This window comes from Pseudonocardia tropica, from assembly GCF_040105315.1.
Taxonomy (GTDB): Bacteria; Actinomycetota; Actinomycetes; order Mycobacteriales; family Pseudonocardiaceae; genus Pseudonocardia; species Pseudonocardia alni.
In genome coordinates this window covers 81,718-95,937 of sequence record NZ_JBEDNP010000014.1, presented here as the reverse complement: position 1 = coordinate 95,937, position 14,220 = coordinate 81,718, and the positions used below count along the sequence as shown (strand labels likewise).

Genomic DNA, 14,220 nt, shown 5'->3' with positions numbered 1-14,220 from the left:
AACGAGTGGTGACCGCGGCAGATGCCGGTGCGTCCGACATCGCGGCAAAGCTCGGCATCGAGCCGGGCATGATCGTCCAGGAACTCGGGTACGACACCGATATCGACGACCAGGTCAGAGAGGCCGTCGAGGACACGACCGGTGAGGAACTCCTCGACGAGGACGCCCAGGAGGTCATCGACGTCGTCCTCCTGTGGTTCCGCGACGGGGACGGCGACCTGATCGACACCCTGGTCGACGCCCGAACGCCCCTCTCGGACGAGGGCTTCGTGTGGGTCCTGACACCCAAGACCGGCCGTGACGGCCACATCCAGCCCTCCGAGATCGCCGAGGCGGCCCCGACCGCCGGGCTGTCGCAGACGTCCAACGCGACGCTCGGGGACGACTGGGTGGGGTCGAAGCTCGTGCCGCCGAAGCAGGGGAAGGGCAAGCGCTGAGCCCAGTCGTCGAGGGCACGGCCGCCCCGGACTTCGAGCTCCCCGACCAGAACCGACAGCCGGTCTCGCTGGCCTCGGTGCTCGGGTCGGGGCGCTCGGCTCTGCTGGTCTTCTACCCGTTCGCGTTCTCCGGGATCTGCGGCGGGGAACTGGTGGCCGTCCAGGCGTCGCTCCCGGAGTTCCAGAACGACGCCACCCAGGTGCTGGCGATCTCCTGCGACCCGACCTTCGCGCTCGGGGCCTGGGCCTCGTCCGCGGGGTTCGGGTTCCCGCTGCTGTCGGACTTCTGGCCGCACGGGGCCGTGGCGTCGGCCTACGGGGTGTTCGACACCGCGAAGGGGATGGCGCTGCGGGGGACGTTCCTGGTCCGCCCCGACGGCACCGTGTCGTTCGCCGAGGTGAACGGGCCGGGGGAGCCACGGGACCAGGACGGGTGGCGTCGGGCCCTCGGGGCCGTGTGAAGATGTCCGTCCCGGGCGCGTAGCTCAGCGGGAGAGCACTCGGTTTACACCCGAGCGGTCGCAGGTTCGAACCCTGCCGCGCCCACGCATCTGACCAGGGGTTCCATCCCCGGCAAGATCACTCACCAGGCCGCGTGACACGTTTCGTGACACGAAGGTCTCGTATCCTCGGCCCATGACACGGGCGAAGGCCGGTCGCCGGAGGCAGCGCGGGACGATCGACAGCCTCCCGAGCGGTGCCCTGCGTGTCCGCGTGTACGGCGGCCAGGACCCGGTCTCGGGGAAGCGGAACACCCTCGTCGAGGTGATCGAGCCCGGCCGCGGCAGGAGGCCCGCGCTGAGGCCGCGCGGACGCGGCTCCTCAACGCCGTCGACGAGCAGCGCAGCCCGCGGACGAGCGCGACGCTGGACCAGCTGCTCGACCGGTACCTGGAGACCCTCGACGTCGGCGCGACCACGCACCGCGCCTACACCCGGTACCTGGAGCTGCACGTCCGCCCGTTCCTCGGTCGGACGAAGGCCGGCGCCGTCGGCGCGGAGGCCCTCGACTCGCTCTACGCCGAGCTGCGTCGCTGCCGGGACCACTGCTCGGGATCGGCGAAGCGCGTCGACCACCGGACACCGCGCGAGCACGAGTGCGACGACCGGTGCCGTCCGCACCGCTGTCGCCCGCTCGCGCCGGCCACCATCCGGCACATCCACTTCGTGCTCAACGGCGCGTACTCGCGGGGTGTGCGGTGGCGGTGGGTGTCGGTGAACCCGGTCGAGTTCGTCTCGCCTCCCGCGAAGCCGCCGCCGGACCCGCAGCCGCCGTCCGCGGCGGAGGCGGCGCGGCTGCTGAACGAAGCGTGGCGGGACCTGGACTGGGGCGCCCTGGTCTGGCTGTTCATGACCACCGGCGCCCGCCGTGGCGAGCTGTGCGCGCTGCGCTGGTCGAACGTCGACCTGGAATCCGGGACGTTGACGATCCGTCGGGCGATCGCCCAGGACGGGCGGGCGTTGCAGGAGAAGGACACCAAGACCCACCAGCAACGGCGCCTCGCGCTGGACGCCGAGACGGTCGAGGTGCTGCGCGACCACCGGGAGCGGTGCGAGGAGCGGGCCCGGGCGCTCGGGGTCGAGCTGAGGCCGGAGGCGTTCGTGTTCTCGCTGGCCCCGGATGGCTTGGCGAGTCTGGTGCCGGGGTCGGTGACGCAGCGGTACTCGCGGATGGCGGCGCGGCTCGGGCTGGACACGCACCTGCACAACCTGCGGCACTACTCGGCGACCGAGCTGATCGCGGCGGGGGTGGACGTGCGGACGGTCGCGGGGCGGCTGGGACATTCCGGGGGTGGGGTGACGACGCTGCGGGTGTACGCGGCGTGGGTGACGGAGGCGGACCAGCGGGCGGCGACCGGGCTCGGGTCGCGGATGCCGGAGCGGCCGGCGGGGTCGGAGATGGAGCGGGTGCGGCGGGATCCGCGGTCGGCTCGGGAGCGGCTGGCGGTCGAGCTGTTGGAGCGGATCGAGTCCGGGGTCGTGCCGGTAGGTGGACATCTGCCGGGGGTCAAGGTGCTGGCTGCCGAGCAGGGGCTCGCGCCGAGCACGGTGCACCGGGCGTTCGAGCTGTTGCGGGAGTGGGGTGTGCTCGTCGGGGCGGCGGGGGAGCGGCCAACGGTATTCGCGCCGTCGGCCGTCGTGGATCGCCCGGTCGAGACGGCCTCGATGGAGCCCGTGGAGCGGGAGCCTGCACGTCCGGCGTCCGCGGCCGAGCAGGCCGCGAGCTACTTCACCGTCGTCGTCCGGGGGCCGGGCGGGCGTCGGTACCCGGCCCGGGTCGTGACGGGCAGTCTCACCGACCCAGAGACCTTCCGGGCCCATCTGCTCGGTATCGCGCGGATGGAGGACCCGGAGATCGCGGGTGACGGAGACGCGTGGATCGGGGACTACGAGATCGAGGTCGTTCCCCTCGCGTCCCCGAACCAGGCTCCGATGGTCTTCCGCTGGTAGACCATCTCGCCTGAACCTCTGATCGGGAACAGTAGCCCGGGGCCCGGGTCAAGTCCGCTGGCGCGGTGTCCTCCACGGCTCTGGGGCCCGCGGCCGATACCCTCGGCGGAACTGTCGCCGAGCTGTGGAGAGTCGTTGCCGTGGCCCCTCGTGGGACCTCCCACCGCATCGCGGAGGATCTCCGCCATCGCATTCGCGACGGCGCCTTGGTGCCCGGCTCGCTCCTGCCCTCCGAGGCGCAGCTCTGCGAGCAGTACGACGTAGCTCGCGGGACAGCGCGCGCCGCCCTCGCGGTTCTCGTGGATGAAGGCGTGGTCGAGGTCGTCCCGGGCGTCGGCCGCCGGGTCGCCGGAGGCGACGGAGCGGACCGGACCACGGCCTACGGCCGCATCGCCGCAGACCTCACCGAGCAGATCCGCGCCGGAACGCTGGCGCCTGACGCGCCGCTGCCGAGCGAGGCGACGGTGATGGAGCAGTACGGCGTCTCCCGGAACACAGCGCGGCGGGCGTTCAAGGTGCTCGCGGACTCCGGGGTCGTCGTCGTGCGGCACGGAGTCGGTGCCTTCGTGCGATCGGCTGAGTCCTGATTCGGAGCGCTACGGTCGCTCTATGACGAGCCCGGAGGGCGTCTCGCCGGACATCTGGCATGTGCACGGCGAGCGCGTGATCTACGACAACGAGTGGGTCACCGTCGGCCTGGCCGACATCTCCCAGCCGTCGGGCGAGCGTTTTGAGCACCACACGGTCACGCTCCCCGCGGCCGCCATGACCGTGGTCTTGGACGATGACGGCCGCAACGTCCTGCTGTCCTGGCGCCACCGCTTCGTGCCGAACCTGTGGAACTGGGAACTCCCCGGTGGTCTGCTCGACGACGGCGAGTCGCCTGCCGAGACCGCGGCCCGGGAAGTCGAGGAGGAGACCGGTTACCGGCCCCGGACGGTTGAGCACCTGGTGACCTTCGAGCCGATGGCCGGGACCGTCCGCAGTGCGCATCACGTGTTCCTCGCGCGCGGTGCCGAGCGGGTCGCCGATCCGACCGAGCTCAACGAGGGCACGTTCCGGTGGGTGCCTCTTGCCGACGTCCCGAACCTGATCGCGACCGGGAAGGTCGGGAACTCCGGAGCCTTGGTCGGGCTGCTGCATGTCTTGGCGCTGTCCGGCCCGGCGGCATCGTCCCGGTAACGACCGCTTGTTCGCCGCGACCTCACGCGGAGATCCTGCGAACGATGAACGTCGATGTGTGGGTCGGCGTCGGGCTCATCCGAGAAGTTGCACGATGGCGACGACAACGCCCACAACGATCGCGACGACTCCGATCGCGATCGGGGCCAACAGGGTTGTCGCTGGATTCGTGCTGCGGGTTTGGACCATGCGGGTGCGGCTAGGGTTCTTCGGGTCGTAGGTGAGCCGGACCTCGTCACCGACGATCGGGAGCCTGTCCTCGGGTAAGACGTCGAAGTGGGTGAGGCAGTCACGACCGTCGAAGGTGGTGAACCGAACCTGCATCTCGGATGGCTCCGAGGGTGTTCGGAGCAGGTCAGCCCGCGTGACCATCCCGGCCACTCTCACACCGGACCGTTCGAGCCGCGCGACTTTCCGCCATGTCAGTGCTGGAAAAAGAGCGAACAGTGCTCCGCCGAGAATCAACACGAGTGCGGAGACGTTCATGGATGAAAGTTCCTGCACGACACTGACCCTTCTGCTGTAGTCGGCCGCGTTCTGCGACCTTCAACCCCATGAGTGACCGAAACTCCCGCGGGACGGAATCATGCACCGACGACGCGCGTACCGAGTAGCTCGCGGATCCGGCGGCGCTGTCGTTCGGATCCGGTCCGGCCGGCCAGGCGACCGGCGCGTTCCGCCTGAGCTCGTGACTCGGCGACCTCCCCGCGCGCCCGCAGCGCCAGCGCGAGGTCGACGCGCAGGCTGACCTCCGCGCGGCCGTACTGGCCGTCCGGCATCGCGGCCAGGGCGGTGCTCAGGTCGTCGATCGCGGACGTCTCGCCGAGGCGGGCGAGGCAGTGTCCGCGCCACCGGGCGAGGTGCCCGGCGTCGAGCATCAGGTAGGGCAGGGCGTGCTCCGGCTGCGTCGGAAGGGCCGCCGCCGCGGCATCGAGCGCCCGGAGGGCGGCGTCCCGGTCGCCGAGGGCGGCGAGCGCTTCGCCCTGGGCTGCGTGCAGCCAGGCCAGTAGCTCGCGCGGGACCGGGCCGCTGGCGATGGCGTGGGCCGAGGCGATCAGGTCGAGGGCGTCCGCGGCCCGTCCGGCGTCGAGCAGGATGAACGCCTGCTGCGCCCGCGCGTACCCGAGTCCGGCCGGCTGCCCGCTCTCGCGTGCCGCTGCGGTGGCGACCTCGTGCAGCCGCCACGCCTCCGGAAGTCGGCCCATGTCGAGGGCCTGCCATCCGGCGAGCGCCGCGGCCTGGCCGAGTTCGTCGGCGGCTTGCTCGCGCGCCGTCCCTGGCAGGGCGTTGCGGACGAGGCTCTCCACGGTCTCGACGTGCGCGACGGCCTGGCCGTGCACCGTCACCCCGCCGAGCCGGCGGTCCAAGAGCCGGATGGTCTGCGTCTGTGATCGCAGGAGGTCGACCAGGCCGGGGTCGAGGCGGGTGAACTCCGGAAGCTCCAGCGGCTCGGTGACCGGCGCCGCGGCGGTCTGCTCCGGGGACGGTGGCTCGGCGAGGCCCAGCTCGACGTCGGAGCACCGGTACACCTCGCACAGCAGCTCGCGGTAGAAGTCGCCCACGACGCCGCCCTGGTTCTCCCAGACGGCGATGCGACGCGCGAGGCTCTCGTCCTTCGGGAGCTGCTCGCCCCGCCTGGCAGCCGCGGCCCGCAGCTCGTGCAGCAGCCGAGCCTTCTTCCAGCCGCGCTCCTCGCGGACCCGCGCGAGCCGGTTGCCCATCGACGCCCCCTCGTCCCGAGATCAACGGTGACCCGCTGAGCTGGGGAAATCAACCCTGACGCGGATGGTCGCATCACCTCACGTCACCCCACGTCATCTCCCGACAACACCGTTCACGACTGCAATCTCAGATCACGGAAGGCCACGGCGATTGACTCCGATCGCCACTCGTGCCTTACTTGTTCAGTACATGTGCCTAACATGTACAGATTGGGGTCGTGATGGGTGATCTCCGAGGGACGGAGACGGTGCCGGTGGCGCCGAGGTTCTACAGCGTGGCGAAGGTCGCGGAGCTGCTCGGGATGTCGCCGATGACGGTGTACCGGGCGATCGCGGCGGGCGAGTTCCCGGCGGTCCGGATCCGCGGACGGCTGATCGTCCCGGCGAAGGCGATCGAGGCGATCGCGGATCTCGCGATCGCCGAGCAGACCGTTGTCGACGCCTCTGGATGGGTGCCGGTGCAGCACGGGAGCGCGGGCTGATGGGCAGCGTCGGGGTGCTGATCCTGTTCATGGTGCTCGGCGCGGTGATCTGCGCGAAGGCACGGGTCGCGATGGGTGCGGTCGTCTTCTCCCTGATCGCGTTGGTGCTGTTCATCGCCACACCGGTCGGGGCCGGGCTGCCGGACGCGATCTCGACGTTCGTCTCGGCGTTCGACCAGGCCGCCACGCCCGCTCTGAACGGTGCTGGTGCGTCGAGTGGGAGCGGGCAGTGAGCCCGGCCGCCGGTTCCGGCGGGGGAGACCTCGCCCTCACGGCCGGGCAGGCCGAGACCCGGGAGGACCCGCCTGCGGCGGGGCGGAGGGCCGTCCGGCCCGAGTGTGGCCCGGCCTCCCTCCCCATCAAGGGCACTGCGCGTCGCTACGCGACCGGACTCCGTCCGGCCCTTGACGGCGAGCCTCCGAGGCCGTGCGCGCTGCGCGCAAGGCGGCGGGGCGAGCGCCCGCCACCGGTGGGCCGGACCGACCGACCCTCCTCACCCCTTCCGGAGGCCAGCATGACCGCGATCTTCCTGCCCGGCCCGCCCGTCGTGGACCTGGACGACGACCCCGTCGACCTGGTCGACGTGACCGAGCTGGTGTGCCCGGGCTGCACCGGCCCGGTGACCGACGCCCCGCCCTCGGGGTGGCCCGCCCGCGCCGGCCGCTGCCCGGACTTCTCCCACCCGGACGGGTCGGTGCTGTGCCCGGACTCGCTGGGGCGGGTCCCGGAGCCGGTCGAGGCGGCGTCGCTGCGCTATGGGCTCACCGACGCCGGGGCCGCCGCGGCCGTGGACGAGGCGTGCGGGTGGTCGGCGTGAGCGCCCGTCCGTCGCCGGAGTGGACGGTCCCGGAGCGGGCCGCCGCGCCGGAGGACCTGGATCCGCGTCTGCTGCGTCCGACCGGGCGGACGGACCGGTTGCAGGTGGTGGTCGAGCACTACGTGCCGGGTGCGGGTCGGTGCCCGGGGTGCGGGTGGCCGGTGGGGTGCCGCCTGGAGTGCCCGTCGCGTCAGGTCGCGGTGTGCCTGCTCGACGGTCGGCCGCTGCCGGTCCGGCTGGCGCATCTGGCCGACGTCGTGCCCGGCGCCCGCACCGGGCGCGACAGCGCGGCGGATCGGGACGAGCAGCGGCGGGTCGAGGGCGGGTTGCCGGGGCTGTTCGAGGCCCCAGTCCGGGCTCCGGAGCGGGGGCAGCCGTGAACCACCAGCAGCAGCAGACACGCGAGATGGGACGGCCCGGCGACGGGTTCTTGGCGGAAGCACACCGCCGGGCCGCTCTCACCAACCACATGGAGGTAGGAGAGATGTTCACCGTAGACCCGGACCCCGTACGGGGCGAGGAGCTGGACTGGCGGGCCCGCGCGGCGTGCCGCGTCGTCGACCCGGAGCTGTTCTTCCCGACCGCCGTCAACGGCGCCGCCCTGGCCGCGGCGGAGCGGCGGGCCCTCGCGGTGTGCCGGGAGTGTCCGGTCGTGGCCGACTGCCGGAGCTGGGCGGTTGTCGAGCAGCCGCACGGCATCGCCGGTGGGCTGACCGAGGACGAGCGCCGCCGCGCCCGCCGGGCGATGCCCCGCCGGGCCGGTCGCGCCGAGGTCCCGGCCGTGGTGCCCGGACCGTCGCTGCGCACCGACCGGGCCCCGGTCATCGCCGCGGGCCGCACGGCGCTCACCGCCGGAGCTGACCGTGGGGACATCGCCCGCGTCCTGGGCGTGACCCGCCGGACGGTGGACCGCTGGGCCGCCGCCCTCGCGGTCCCCGCCGGGGGTGGTCGGTGATGAGTGAGATGTTCAGGGTGTCCGAGTCCGGGCAGGCTGCCGGTCGGATCCGGGAGCTGGTCCGCCGGATCGCGGTCGAGGTGTTCGGCACGACCGAGACCGAGGTCCCGATCCCCGGGTTCACGGTGTTCACCGACCGGAAGCTGGATGACCCGCTGGCCGGGGTCCGGGCCGCGCTGCTGATGCGCAGCGTCGCCGAAGGCCAGCTCTACGACTACGCCCGCTCCGCCCGCGCGGCCGGGAAGTCGTGGGACGAGATCGGCGCGGTCCTCGGGCTGCCGACCGGCGGGGTGCCGGTCGGTGAGGCGGCGTTCGACTGGCTCGTGTGCGGCCGGGTCCCCGACCCGGAGCGGGAGGGGATCCGGTCGTTCCGGACGCCGTCGGCGTTCTGGCGCTGCTCGACCTGCGGTGAGCAGGTCACCGACGACGGGCCGTTCGAGTCTCACCCGACCGACAACGAGACCGGTCATGCCGACTCCTGTGCCCGTCACCGGGCCGATCTCGCGGCGTGGGCCGAGCTGACGGGATGGGACGAGTGATGGGCGTCCTGTTCAGCTCCACCAGCCTCGTCCTCGCCGTGTTCGCCGGGGGAGCTCTGTTCGCGTGGTCGCGCGGTGCCCGGGGTCTGGCCGCCGGGCTCGCCGCGGTCGCGCTGCTCCCGGCGGCGACGATCGTCACGGTCCTCTCGTGGCCCGCCCTGGTCGCGGTGGCCGGACTGACCGTGGTGATCGTGTGGCACCGCTGGACCCGCTCGTCGGCGACGGTGTCGCGGTGGGCGTCCCGGTCTCGCCGCAAGGTTGGGGTCGCGTCCAGCCTGGACATCGTCCGGCACGCCGGGACGCTCGCGGTCCGGCGACGCACCGGCACTGTCCGCCCCTCGCTGGCCGGGCTGCCCCAGCTCCAGCGGTGGCGGCTCGCCACGACCGAGGCGGCGGTCGAGCTGTGCCGTACCGGCGCGTTGCGGGTGTGGGCGCTGGTCGAGGACGTCGTGATCGTCGTCGGCGGCCCCCGCACCGGGAAGACCGGCTGGCTGGCCGGGCGCGTCCTCGACGCCCCCGGCGCGGCCCTGGTGACCTCGACCCGCACCGACCTTCTGGACCTGTGCGCGCCGATCCGGCGCCAGTCCCGGGGTGAGGTGTTCGTGTTCAACCCCGCCGGGCTCGGCGACCGGACCTCGACGATCACGTTCGACCCGCTGACCGGCTGCACGGATCCGGTGACGGCGACGGAGCGGGCGACCGACATGTTGGCCGCGGTCGCGTCGGGTTCGGGTGGGGATCGGGAGTTCTGGGACGGTCAGGCCCGCCGCGTCCTGGCCGCGCTGCTGCACGCCGCCGCGCTCGGCGACCGTCGGATGGCCGACGTGCTCGGGTGGGTTGCCGATCCCGACGCTGCCGGCCGCGAGGTCCCGGCCCTGCTGCGCCGCTCGGGGGTGACCGCGTTCGAGCAGGACGCCATGCAGTTCATCACCACCAACGAACGCACCCGCTCCTCGATCACCTCCTCGGTGATGCCCGCGCTCGGGTGGCTCACGCACCCGGCCGCGGCCGCGGCGGCCGAGCCGGGCGCAGGGTTTGACGTCGCCCGCCTGCTGGACGGGCGGGCGACGGTGTTCCTGCTCGGCGCCGAGGAGGCCCAGACCGCGCCGCTGGTGTGTGCGCTGACCGGGCACATCGCCCGGGAGGCCCGTCGTCTCGCTGCCGGGCAACCGGCGGGGCGGCTGGACCCGCCGCTCGGGCTGTTCCTCGACGAGGCCGCGCTCATCTCCCCGGTCCCGCTGGAGTCGTGGACAGCGGACATGGGTGGTCGTGGGGTGACGATCGTGTGCGCGTTCCAGTCCCGCGCCCAGCTCCTCGCCCGGTGGGGTGAGCACAAGGCCGCGACGATCCTGAACAACACCGCCGCGGTGATGATCTTCGGTGGCACGAGGGATAAGGCGGACCTGGAGTTCTGGTCCACCCTCGCCGGGGAGCGCGACGAGAAGGTCGCCACCACCGACGAGCACGGCCGCGTCGCCTCCCGGTCGGTGCGCAAGGTGCCGGTGCTCGCTCCGGCCCAGATCGCGAACCTGCCTGCCGGGCGAGTCGTGGTCATCCGGCGCGGGATCGCCCCGGTGATCGGCCGGGCTCGCATGGCTTGGAAGCGGCCCGACGTCCGCCGCCGCGCTCGCCTGATGGCCCGGATCGAGGCCGAGTCCCGCCGCCACCGCCGCAACGAGACGGTCCGGGTGTGGGCCGATGCCCAGCTCGAACGCGCTCTGGTGGTGCTCGCCGCGCGCTGGCCGGAGCGGTTCGGGGAGGCGTTGAAGCGGGTGCGGTCGTCGAACCGAATGTTCGCCGAGCTGCGCGCCATCCGCCGCGGCGACGACGTCGACCAAGCCGCCGAGGCGACCGCGCTGCACGAACCGTCTCCCGGCGACGGCACCGGCGAGACGGCGGGCCCGGCCGGGCCAGCCGACAGCTCGGGTGACGGGCGGTGGCAGCGATGAACGACCGCTACGAGCTGTGGACCCCGGCCCAGGCCGTCGACCGCCTCGTCGCCGAGCTGCCCGGCGGGCGGGCCGACGCCGAGCAGATCGTCGCCTCCTACCTGCGCGACGCCACCGGCGTGCACGGCCGGCCGTCGTCGGGGTGGCGGCTCGACGAGTTCGATCTCGACGACGCCCGCGCCCGCTTCGGCTGGGTCGACTTCGCGGGCGGGGAGACGGTCGCCGCCGCCCGGGCCCGCGCGGACGCGGCCGCCATCGCCGCGTTGCGCCAGGCGCGGGGCACGTCGGCGATCACCGAGCGGGCCCGCCTGGAAGGGCTGCACTCCGATGCGGAGATGTGGGGCTACCGCGCTCACCAGGTCGGCCTCGACGAGCTGACCAACACCACCGCCTGTGACCCGCAATCCCGGCTCGTGACGGTCGCCCGGGAAGGGCGGGAGCGGTCGCACCGCGAGGCCACCGCCTCGCACGACGCCCGGGCCCTGGCCGCCGAAGCCGCGGCCGCCGCAGCAGGAGCCGCGGCCCGCTGTGGACACCCCGCCCGCGAGCACGAGCGGCCAGACCACGACCAGCACGAGGACGAGGAGGGGGACCCGATGACCACCCCGAACGACGATCAGCGCGACCACACCCCGGACCGGCCGCTCTCTCTCGGACACGGCGGACGGCGGGCCCGGTTGTTCAGCGACGACGACCCGGCGATGCGGGCGCTGCGCGAGGAGATGGAGACCGCCGCAGTCCGGGACGCGGTCGAGGATGAGCGTGGCGACCGCGAGCGGATTCTCGACGAGGGGCCCGGGTCGTTCGTGGGCGGGCTGTGGTTCGCCCCGGATGAGTCGGCCGCGGGCGGAGTCCGTGCACTGACCGAGGCCGAGGTGCGCCGGTTCTCCGACCTGGTGCGCACCTCGCAGGCCGAGGCGGTCGCCGAGCAGATCGACGCTGCTCAGGGCGGCGCCCCGGGCTCGGCCACGTCGACCGATGCCGACTCCGACGGGGTGGGGTGGGAGCGGTGACCGCGCCCTCGCACCCGGCCCACCCCGACCCGTCGTCGTCCGACGGTGGGGCGCTGGCCCGGCTCGCCGGGCAGGTCGACACGCTGCGCCGCCAGGTCGCCGAGCTGGAGCCGATCCCGGACCAGGTCGGGGAGCTGGGCCGGCTCGTCGGGCAGCTCTCCGAGGCCCTGGCCGCGGTGACCGCACGCCGGCGGATCCCGGCCGCGCCGTCGTGGCTGATGGCCCCGGGCGACACCGCCGAGACGCGGCGGCTGCTCGACGAGCTGTGCGCCTGGGCCCAAGCGGTGTTCCTGCGCTACCCCGACGCGGCGAAGGTGCTGCCCGAGTGCTGGCTGTTCCACCCCGACGTCGTCGAGGAGCTGCTCTGGCTCATGCACGCCTGGCTCGCCGCCTACCAGGGCCCGGCGGCGTCGGTCGGCGCGGCGGGGGACTGGCACGACCGCCAGCGCCCCGGGGTGGTCAACCGGCTCCGCAAGGAGGCGGGGTCGTGTTCGGTCGAGCGCCACCAGACCCGCCCCGGCTGGAGCGCCCCCGCGGGTGCGCCGGTGGCGGTGCCGGGCGCCGGGCATGTCGAGCTGATCGCGCGGTGGTGGGCCAGTGGCCGCGACACCGCCGCACCCGAGCCCACCGCTGTTGATGGTGGGGGTGGGCGGTGAGCGGTCCGGGGTACTGGGCGCGGCTACGCGCAGCACACGCCGCGATGCGGGAGGTCGCCCGCGCCCACGAGGAGACCTGCCGCGAAAACGACCGCATGCGGCAGGAGGTGGGTGATCCGCGGGGTGACCGGGAGGCGTTGGCCGCTGCGGCCCGCGACATCGAGGTGGGCCACGCCCGTTCCCGTGAGCTGTATGGCCTGGTCGTCGAAGCGACGCAGGGAATCCGGGAGGCGATGTGGGGCCGGCGGGTCGACAGCGCCGCGCTGGTGGAACGCGCCGGCCTGATCCGGGCCGACCCGTTCGATGACATCGCGGTCCCCGACTGGTTCGAGTACTCCCAGCGGACCGACGCCCCGCCCGCCGAGCGAGCGGTGCTCGACGAGCGCCCTGCCGCAGTCGCCGACGACACCAGCACGGCGGTGGACGGCGACACGGCTGTGGAGGGCACGGTCACTGACGAGGCCCGGCCGTCGGCGGTGGCGGGCCGTGACGCCCACGGCTGGGTGCTGGCCGACTGGCCCGAGCACCAGGATGCGCACCGGATCCGCGACCCCGATCTCGACGCCCTGGCCCAGACCCTGGACGAGATCACCGCGGGCGAGCGGGAGCGCTGGGAAGCCGAGTTCGACGAGGCCGACGATCTCGATTTCATCGTCACCGACGTCCATGACGACCACTACCGCGACCGTGAGAGCGACTACCCCGTCGACGACGACGGCGACGGCGAGCACGACCAGGACAGCGCCGAGGACACCCCGGGCGACGACCCGGACGAGCCCCCGCCACCGGCCGCAGACAGCGACGCGGGTGTCGACGTCGACATCGATGTCGACGATGTCGGTGGGGAGGTGCCTGACCCGTTAGAGCAGGCCCGGCGTGCGTTGGCCGAGGTCCGGCTGGACCTGATCGAGGAAGCCGAGCAGGACGACGACTGCGGTGGGTGTGGGCCGTGGCGTGACAGCGCGACCGAGGACGGGGAGGACGACCAGCGATGAGCACCCAGACCCCCACTCGTCCGCGGCTCGTGGTGTGGCTGCCCGGTCTGGCCGTCGCGATCGGTGCGGCGGTGGCGACCGCGCACGGCCTGTTCGAGGTCGCCGTCGCCGCGCGGGTCCCGGTCGCGGTGGCGTGGATCTACCCGCTGATCACCGACGGCCTCGCGCTGGTCGCCTACACCGCGACCGCCCGCCTACGAGGTGGCGCGGCCCGCTACGCCTGGTCGGTGGTGATCGTCGCCGCCGGGCTCTCAGGGCTGGCGCAGGCGATGTTCCTCGCCGGGCCAGCCCCGGCACCCGGAGCCCCGCCGGTTGAGGCGGATGCGGTGTTGCGGTTCGGCGTTGGGGCCTGGCCCGCGATCGCCGCCGCCGTCGTCGCGCACCTGCTCTACCTCCTCGCCGACACCCAGCCCACGGACGCCCCGACCGTTGAGCCGGCCCGCGAGCAGCCCGAGCCCGGTGAGGTGCCCGGCGAGCGTGTCCAGGCGACGATCACCGTCCCGCCGTCTGGTGGGACATCGGTGGAACGCCCGGACACGCTGGGTCGCGGCCCGGATGTCCCGCCCGCATTGGACGGGCCGGTGATCCCGGGCCCGCCGCGGCCGGTGTCCCACCCCGGACCCCGCCCGGCGGTTCGCCCCGAGCCCGGGACCGGTGCGAGCGCGCAGGACCGCGCCCGCACCGCCGCCCAGACCCACCGGCAGCGCCACGGCGCCCTCCCCACGGTCCGCGAGCTGCAGGAGATGGCCGACGTCGGCCGCGGCACCGCCGCCCGAGCGCTCCAGCAACTCCGCGACACCCCGCAGCAGGCCCCGAACGCCCTGCACCTCGTCCCCGACGAGCCCCAGAACAGGACCCACCAGTGAGCACCAGCAGCCAGAGCACCACCGCGACCGAGCACACCATCAGAGCCGAGAGCGAGTACCCCGAACAGAGCAACAAGACCCCAAGATCAAAGCCATCACACCCTTGCATCACGATCCGCGGGGCCGGGCCGGCCTCCGGCCTCCCGGCAACCCCCACC

General features: G+C 73.4%; 17 protein-coding genes, 1 tRNA gene and 1 pseudogene. 17 read left to right on the top strand and 2 right to left on the bottom strand.

The window, feature by feature from the left end:
- Positions 1 to 5: 5 nt before the first annotated feature.
- From WHI96_RS21505 to WHI96_RS21480, 6 genes are all read left to right on the top strand, one after another.
- Positions 6 to 437 (top strand): DUF3052 domain-containing protein, encoded by a 432-nt coding sequence (locus WHI96_RS21505; protein ID WP_020624178.1) that lies wholly within the window; start codon positions 6 to 8, stop codon positions 435 to 437.
- Entirely contained in the window at positions 434 to 898 is a 465-nt protein-coding gene (locus WHI96_RS21500; RefSeq protein WP_345651563.1) for a peroxiredoxin, read from the top strand. The genes WHI96_RS21505 and WHI96_RS21500 overlap by 4 nt, the downstream gene beginning before the upstream one ends.
- Positions 899 to 911: 13 nt before the next feature.
- Positions 912 to 983, top strand: a tRNA-Val gene (locus WHI96_RS21495).
- Positions 984 to 1,651: 668 nt separating this feature from the next.
- Positions 1,652 to 2,887, top strand: coding sequence for a tyrosine-type recombinase/integrase (locus WHI96_RS21490; RefSeq protein ID WP_345651411.1), 1,236 nt, complete (start codon positions 1,652 to 1,654; stop codon positions 2,885 to 2,887).
- Between the two features lie 65 nt (positions 2,888 to 2,952).
- Positions 2,953 to 3,474 carry a GntR family transcriptional regulator gene (locus tag WHI96_RS21485; protein WP_345651408.1) on the top strand — a complete coding sequence of 174 codons (522 nt, stop codon included), beginning with the start codon at positions 2,953 to 2,955 and terminating at the stop codon, positions 3,472 to 3,474.
- A 22-nt stretch (positions 3,475 to 3,496) separates the two neighbouring features.
- Complete coding sequence (locus WHI96_RS21480; protein WP_345651405.1) at positions 3,497 to 4,069, top strand: NUDIX hydrolase; 573 nt, start codon at positions 3,497 to 3,499, stop codon at positions 4,067 to 4,069.
- A 75-nt stretch (positions 4,070 to 4,144) separates the two neighbouring features.
- Here the strand turns inward: WHI96_RS21480 and WHI96_RS21475 are convergent, their stop codons facing one another.
- On the bottom strand, positions 4,145 to 4,555 hold the full coding sequence (locus tag WHI96_RS21475) for a DUF3592 domain-containing protein (protein WP_345651403.1): 411 nt from the start codon (positions 4,553 to 4,555) through the stop codon (positions 4,145 to 4,147).
- Positions 4,556 to 4,653: 98 nt separating this feature from the next.
- The gene (locus WHI96_RS21470) at positions 4,654 to 5,790 is read right to left on the bottom strand and encodes an NsdA family TPR-like regulatory protein (RefSeq protein WP_345651400.1); all 1,137 of its coding nucleotides are present in this window, start codon (positions 5,788 to 5,790) and stop codon (positions 4,654 to 4,656) included.
- Between the two features lie 275 nt (positions 5,791 to 6,065).
- On the opposite strand from WHI96_RS21470, the gene WHI96_RS21465 reads away from it, so the two are divergent.
- The 11 genes and pseudogenes from WHI96_RS21465 (at position 6,066) to WHI96_RS21415 (ending at position 14,062) form a co-directional block, all read left to right on the top strand.
- Positions 6,066 to 6,272 carry a helix-turn-helix domain-containing protein gene (locus WHI96_RS21465; protein WP_308010375.1) on the top strand — a complete coding sequence of 69 codons (207 nt, stop codon included), beginning with the start codon at positions 6,066 to 6,068 and terminating at the stop codon, positions 6,270 to 6,272.
- Positions 6,272 to 6,505, top strand: a complete 234-nt coding sequence (locus tag WHI96_RS21460; RefSeq protein WP_208819075.1) for a hypothetical protein — start codon at positions 6,272 to 6,274, stop codon at positions 6,503 to 6,505. Before WHI96_RS21465 ends, WHI96_RS21460 begins: the two co-directional genes overlap by 1 nt.
- 281 nt (positions 6,506 to 6,786) lie before the next feature.
- The gene (locus WHI96_RS21455) at positions 6,787 to 7,089 is read left to right on the top strand and encodes a hypothetical protein (RefSeq protein WP_345651390.1); all 303 of its coding nucleotides are present in this window, start codon (positions 6,787 to 6,789) and stop codon (positions 7,087 to 7,089) included.
- Positions 7,086 to 7,469, top strand: coding sequence for a hypothetical protein (locus WHI96_RS21450; protein WP_345651387.1), 384 nt, complete (start codon positions 7,086 to 7,088; stop codon positions 7,467 to 7,469). The genes WHI96_RS21455 and WHI96_RS21450 overlap by 4 nt, the downstream gene beginning before the upstream one ends.
- A gap of 143 nt (positions 7,470 to 7,612) precedes the next feature.
- A pseudogene (locus WHI96_RS21445) lies at positions 7,613 to 7,831 on the top strand (WhiB family transcriptional regulator); the annotation flags it as partial.
- Positions 7,832 to 8,043: 212 nt separating this feature from the next.
- Positions 8,044 to 8,583 (top strand): hypothetical protein, encoded by a 540-nt coding sequence (locus WHI96_RS21440; protein ID WP_345651384.1) that lies wholly within the window; start codon positions 8,044 to 8,046, stop codon positions 8,581 to 8,583.
- Entirely contained in the window at positions 8,571 to 10,532 is a 1,962-nt protein-coding gene (locus WHI96_RS21435) for a type IV secretory system conjugative DNA transfer family protein (RefSeq protein ID WP_345651381.1), read from the top strand. The genes WHI96_RS21440 and WHI96_RS21435 overlap by 13 nt, the downstream gene beginning before the upstream one ends.
- On the top strand, positions 10,529 to 11,545 hold the full coding sequence (locus tag WHI96_RS21430; RefSeq protein ID WP_345651379.1) for a hypothetical protein: 1,017 nt from the start codon (positions 10,529 to 10,531) through the stop codon (positions 11,543 to 11,545). Before WHI96_RS21435 ends, WHI96_RS21430 begins: the two co-directional genes overlap by 4 nt.
- The gene (locus WHI96_RS21425) at positions 11,542 to 12,201 is read left to right on the top strand and encodes a hypothetical protein (RefSeq protein WP_345651376.1); all 660 of its coding nucleotides are present in this window, start codon (positions 11,542 to 11,544) and stop codon (positions 12,199 to 12,201) included. Before WHI96_RS21430 ends, WHI96_RS21425 begins: the two co-directional genes overlap by 4 nt.
- Positions 12,202 to 12,245: 44 nt before the next feature.
- Positions 12,246 to 13,196 carry a hypothetical protein gene (locus tag WHI96_RS21420; protein ID WP_345651373.1) on the top strand — a complete coding sequence of 317 codons (951 nt, stop codon included), beginning with the start codon at positions 12,246 to 12,248 and terminating at the stop codon, positions 13,194 to 13,196.
- The gene (locus WHI96_RS21415; RefSeq protein ID WP_345651370.1) at positions 13,193 to 14,062 is read left to right on the top strand and encodes a GntR family transcriptional regulator; all 870 of its coding nucleotides are present in this window, start codon (positions 13,193 to 13,195) and stop codon (positions 14,060 to 14,062) included. The genes WHI96_RS21420 and WHI96_RS21415 overlap by 4 nt, the downstream gene beginning before the upstream one ends.
- Positions 14,063 to 14,220 lie beyond the last annotated feature (158 nt).

Excerpts from the sequence above, each read along its gene's own strand:
- WHI96_RS21420 (WP_345651373.1), top strand. The coding sequence starts at position 12,246 with ATGCGGGAGGTCGCCCGCGCCCACGAGGAGACCTGCCGCGAAAACGAC.
- WHI96_RS21455 (WP_345651390.1), top strand. The coding sequence starts at position 6,787 with ATGACCGCGATCTTCCTGCCCGGCCCGCCCGTCGTGGACCTGGACGAC.
- WHI96_RS21460 (WP_208819075.1), top strand. The coding sequence starts at position 6,272 with ATGGGCAGCGTCGGGGTGCTGATCCTGTTCATGGTGCTCGGCGCGGTG.
- WHI96_RS21435 (WP_345651381.1), top strand. The coding sequence starts at position 8,571 with ATGGGACGAGTGATGGGCGTCCTGTTCAGCTCCACCAGCCTCGTCCTC.
- WHI96_RS21480 (WP_345651405.1), top strand. The coding sequence starts at position 3,497 with ATGACGAGCCCGGAGGGCGTCTCGCCGGACATCTGGCATGTGCACGGC.
- WHI96_RS21430 (WP_345651379.1), top strand. The coding sequence starts at position 10,529 with ATGAACGACCGCTACGAGCTGTGGACCCCGGCCCAGGCCGTCGACCGC.
- WHI96_RS21475 (WP_345651403.1), bottom strand. The coding sequence starts at position 4,555 with ATGAACGTCTCCGCACTCGTGTTGATTCTCGGCGGAGCACTGTTCGCT.
- WHI96_RS21440 (WP_345651384.1), top strand. The coding sequence starts at position 8,044 with ATGAGTGAGATGTTCAGGGTGTCCGAGTCCGGGCAGGCTGCCGGTCGG.
- WHI96_RS21415 (WP_345651370.1), top strand. The coding sequence starts at position 13,193 with ATGAGCACCCAGACCCCCACTCGTCCGCGGCTCGTGGTGTGGCTGCCC.
- WHI96_RS21470 (WP_345651400.1), bottom strand. The coding sequence starts at position 5,790 with ATGGGCAACCGGCTCGCGCGGGTCCGCGAGGAGCGCGGCTGGAAGAAG.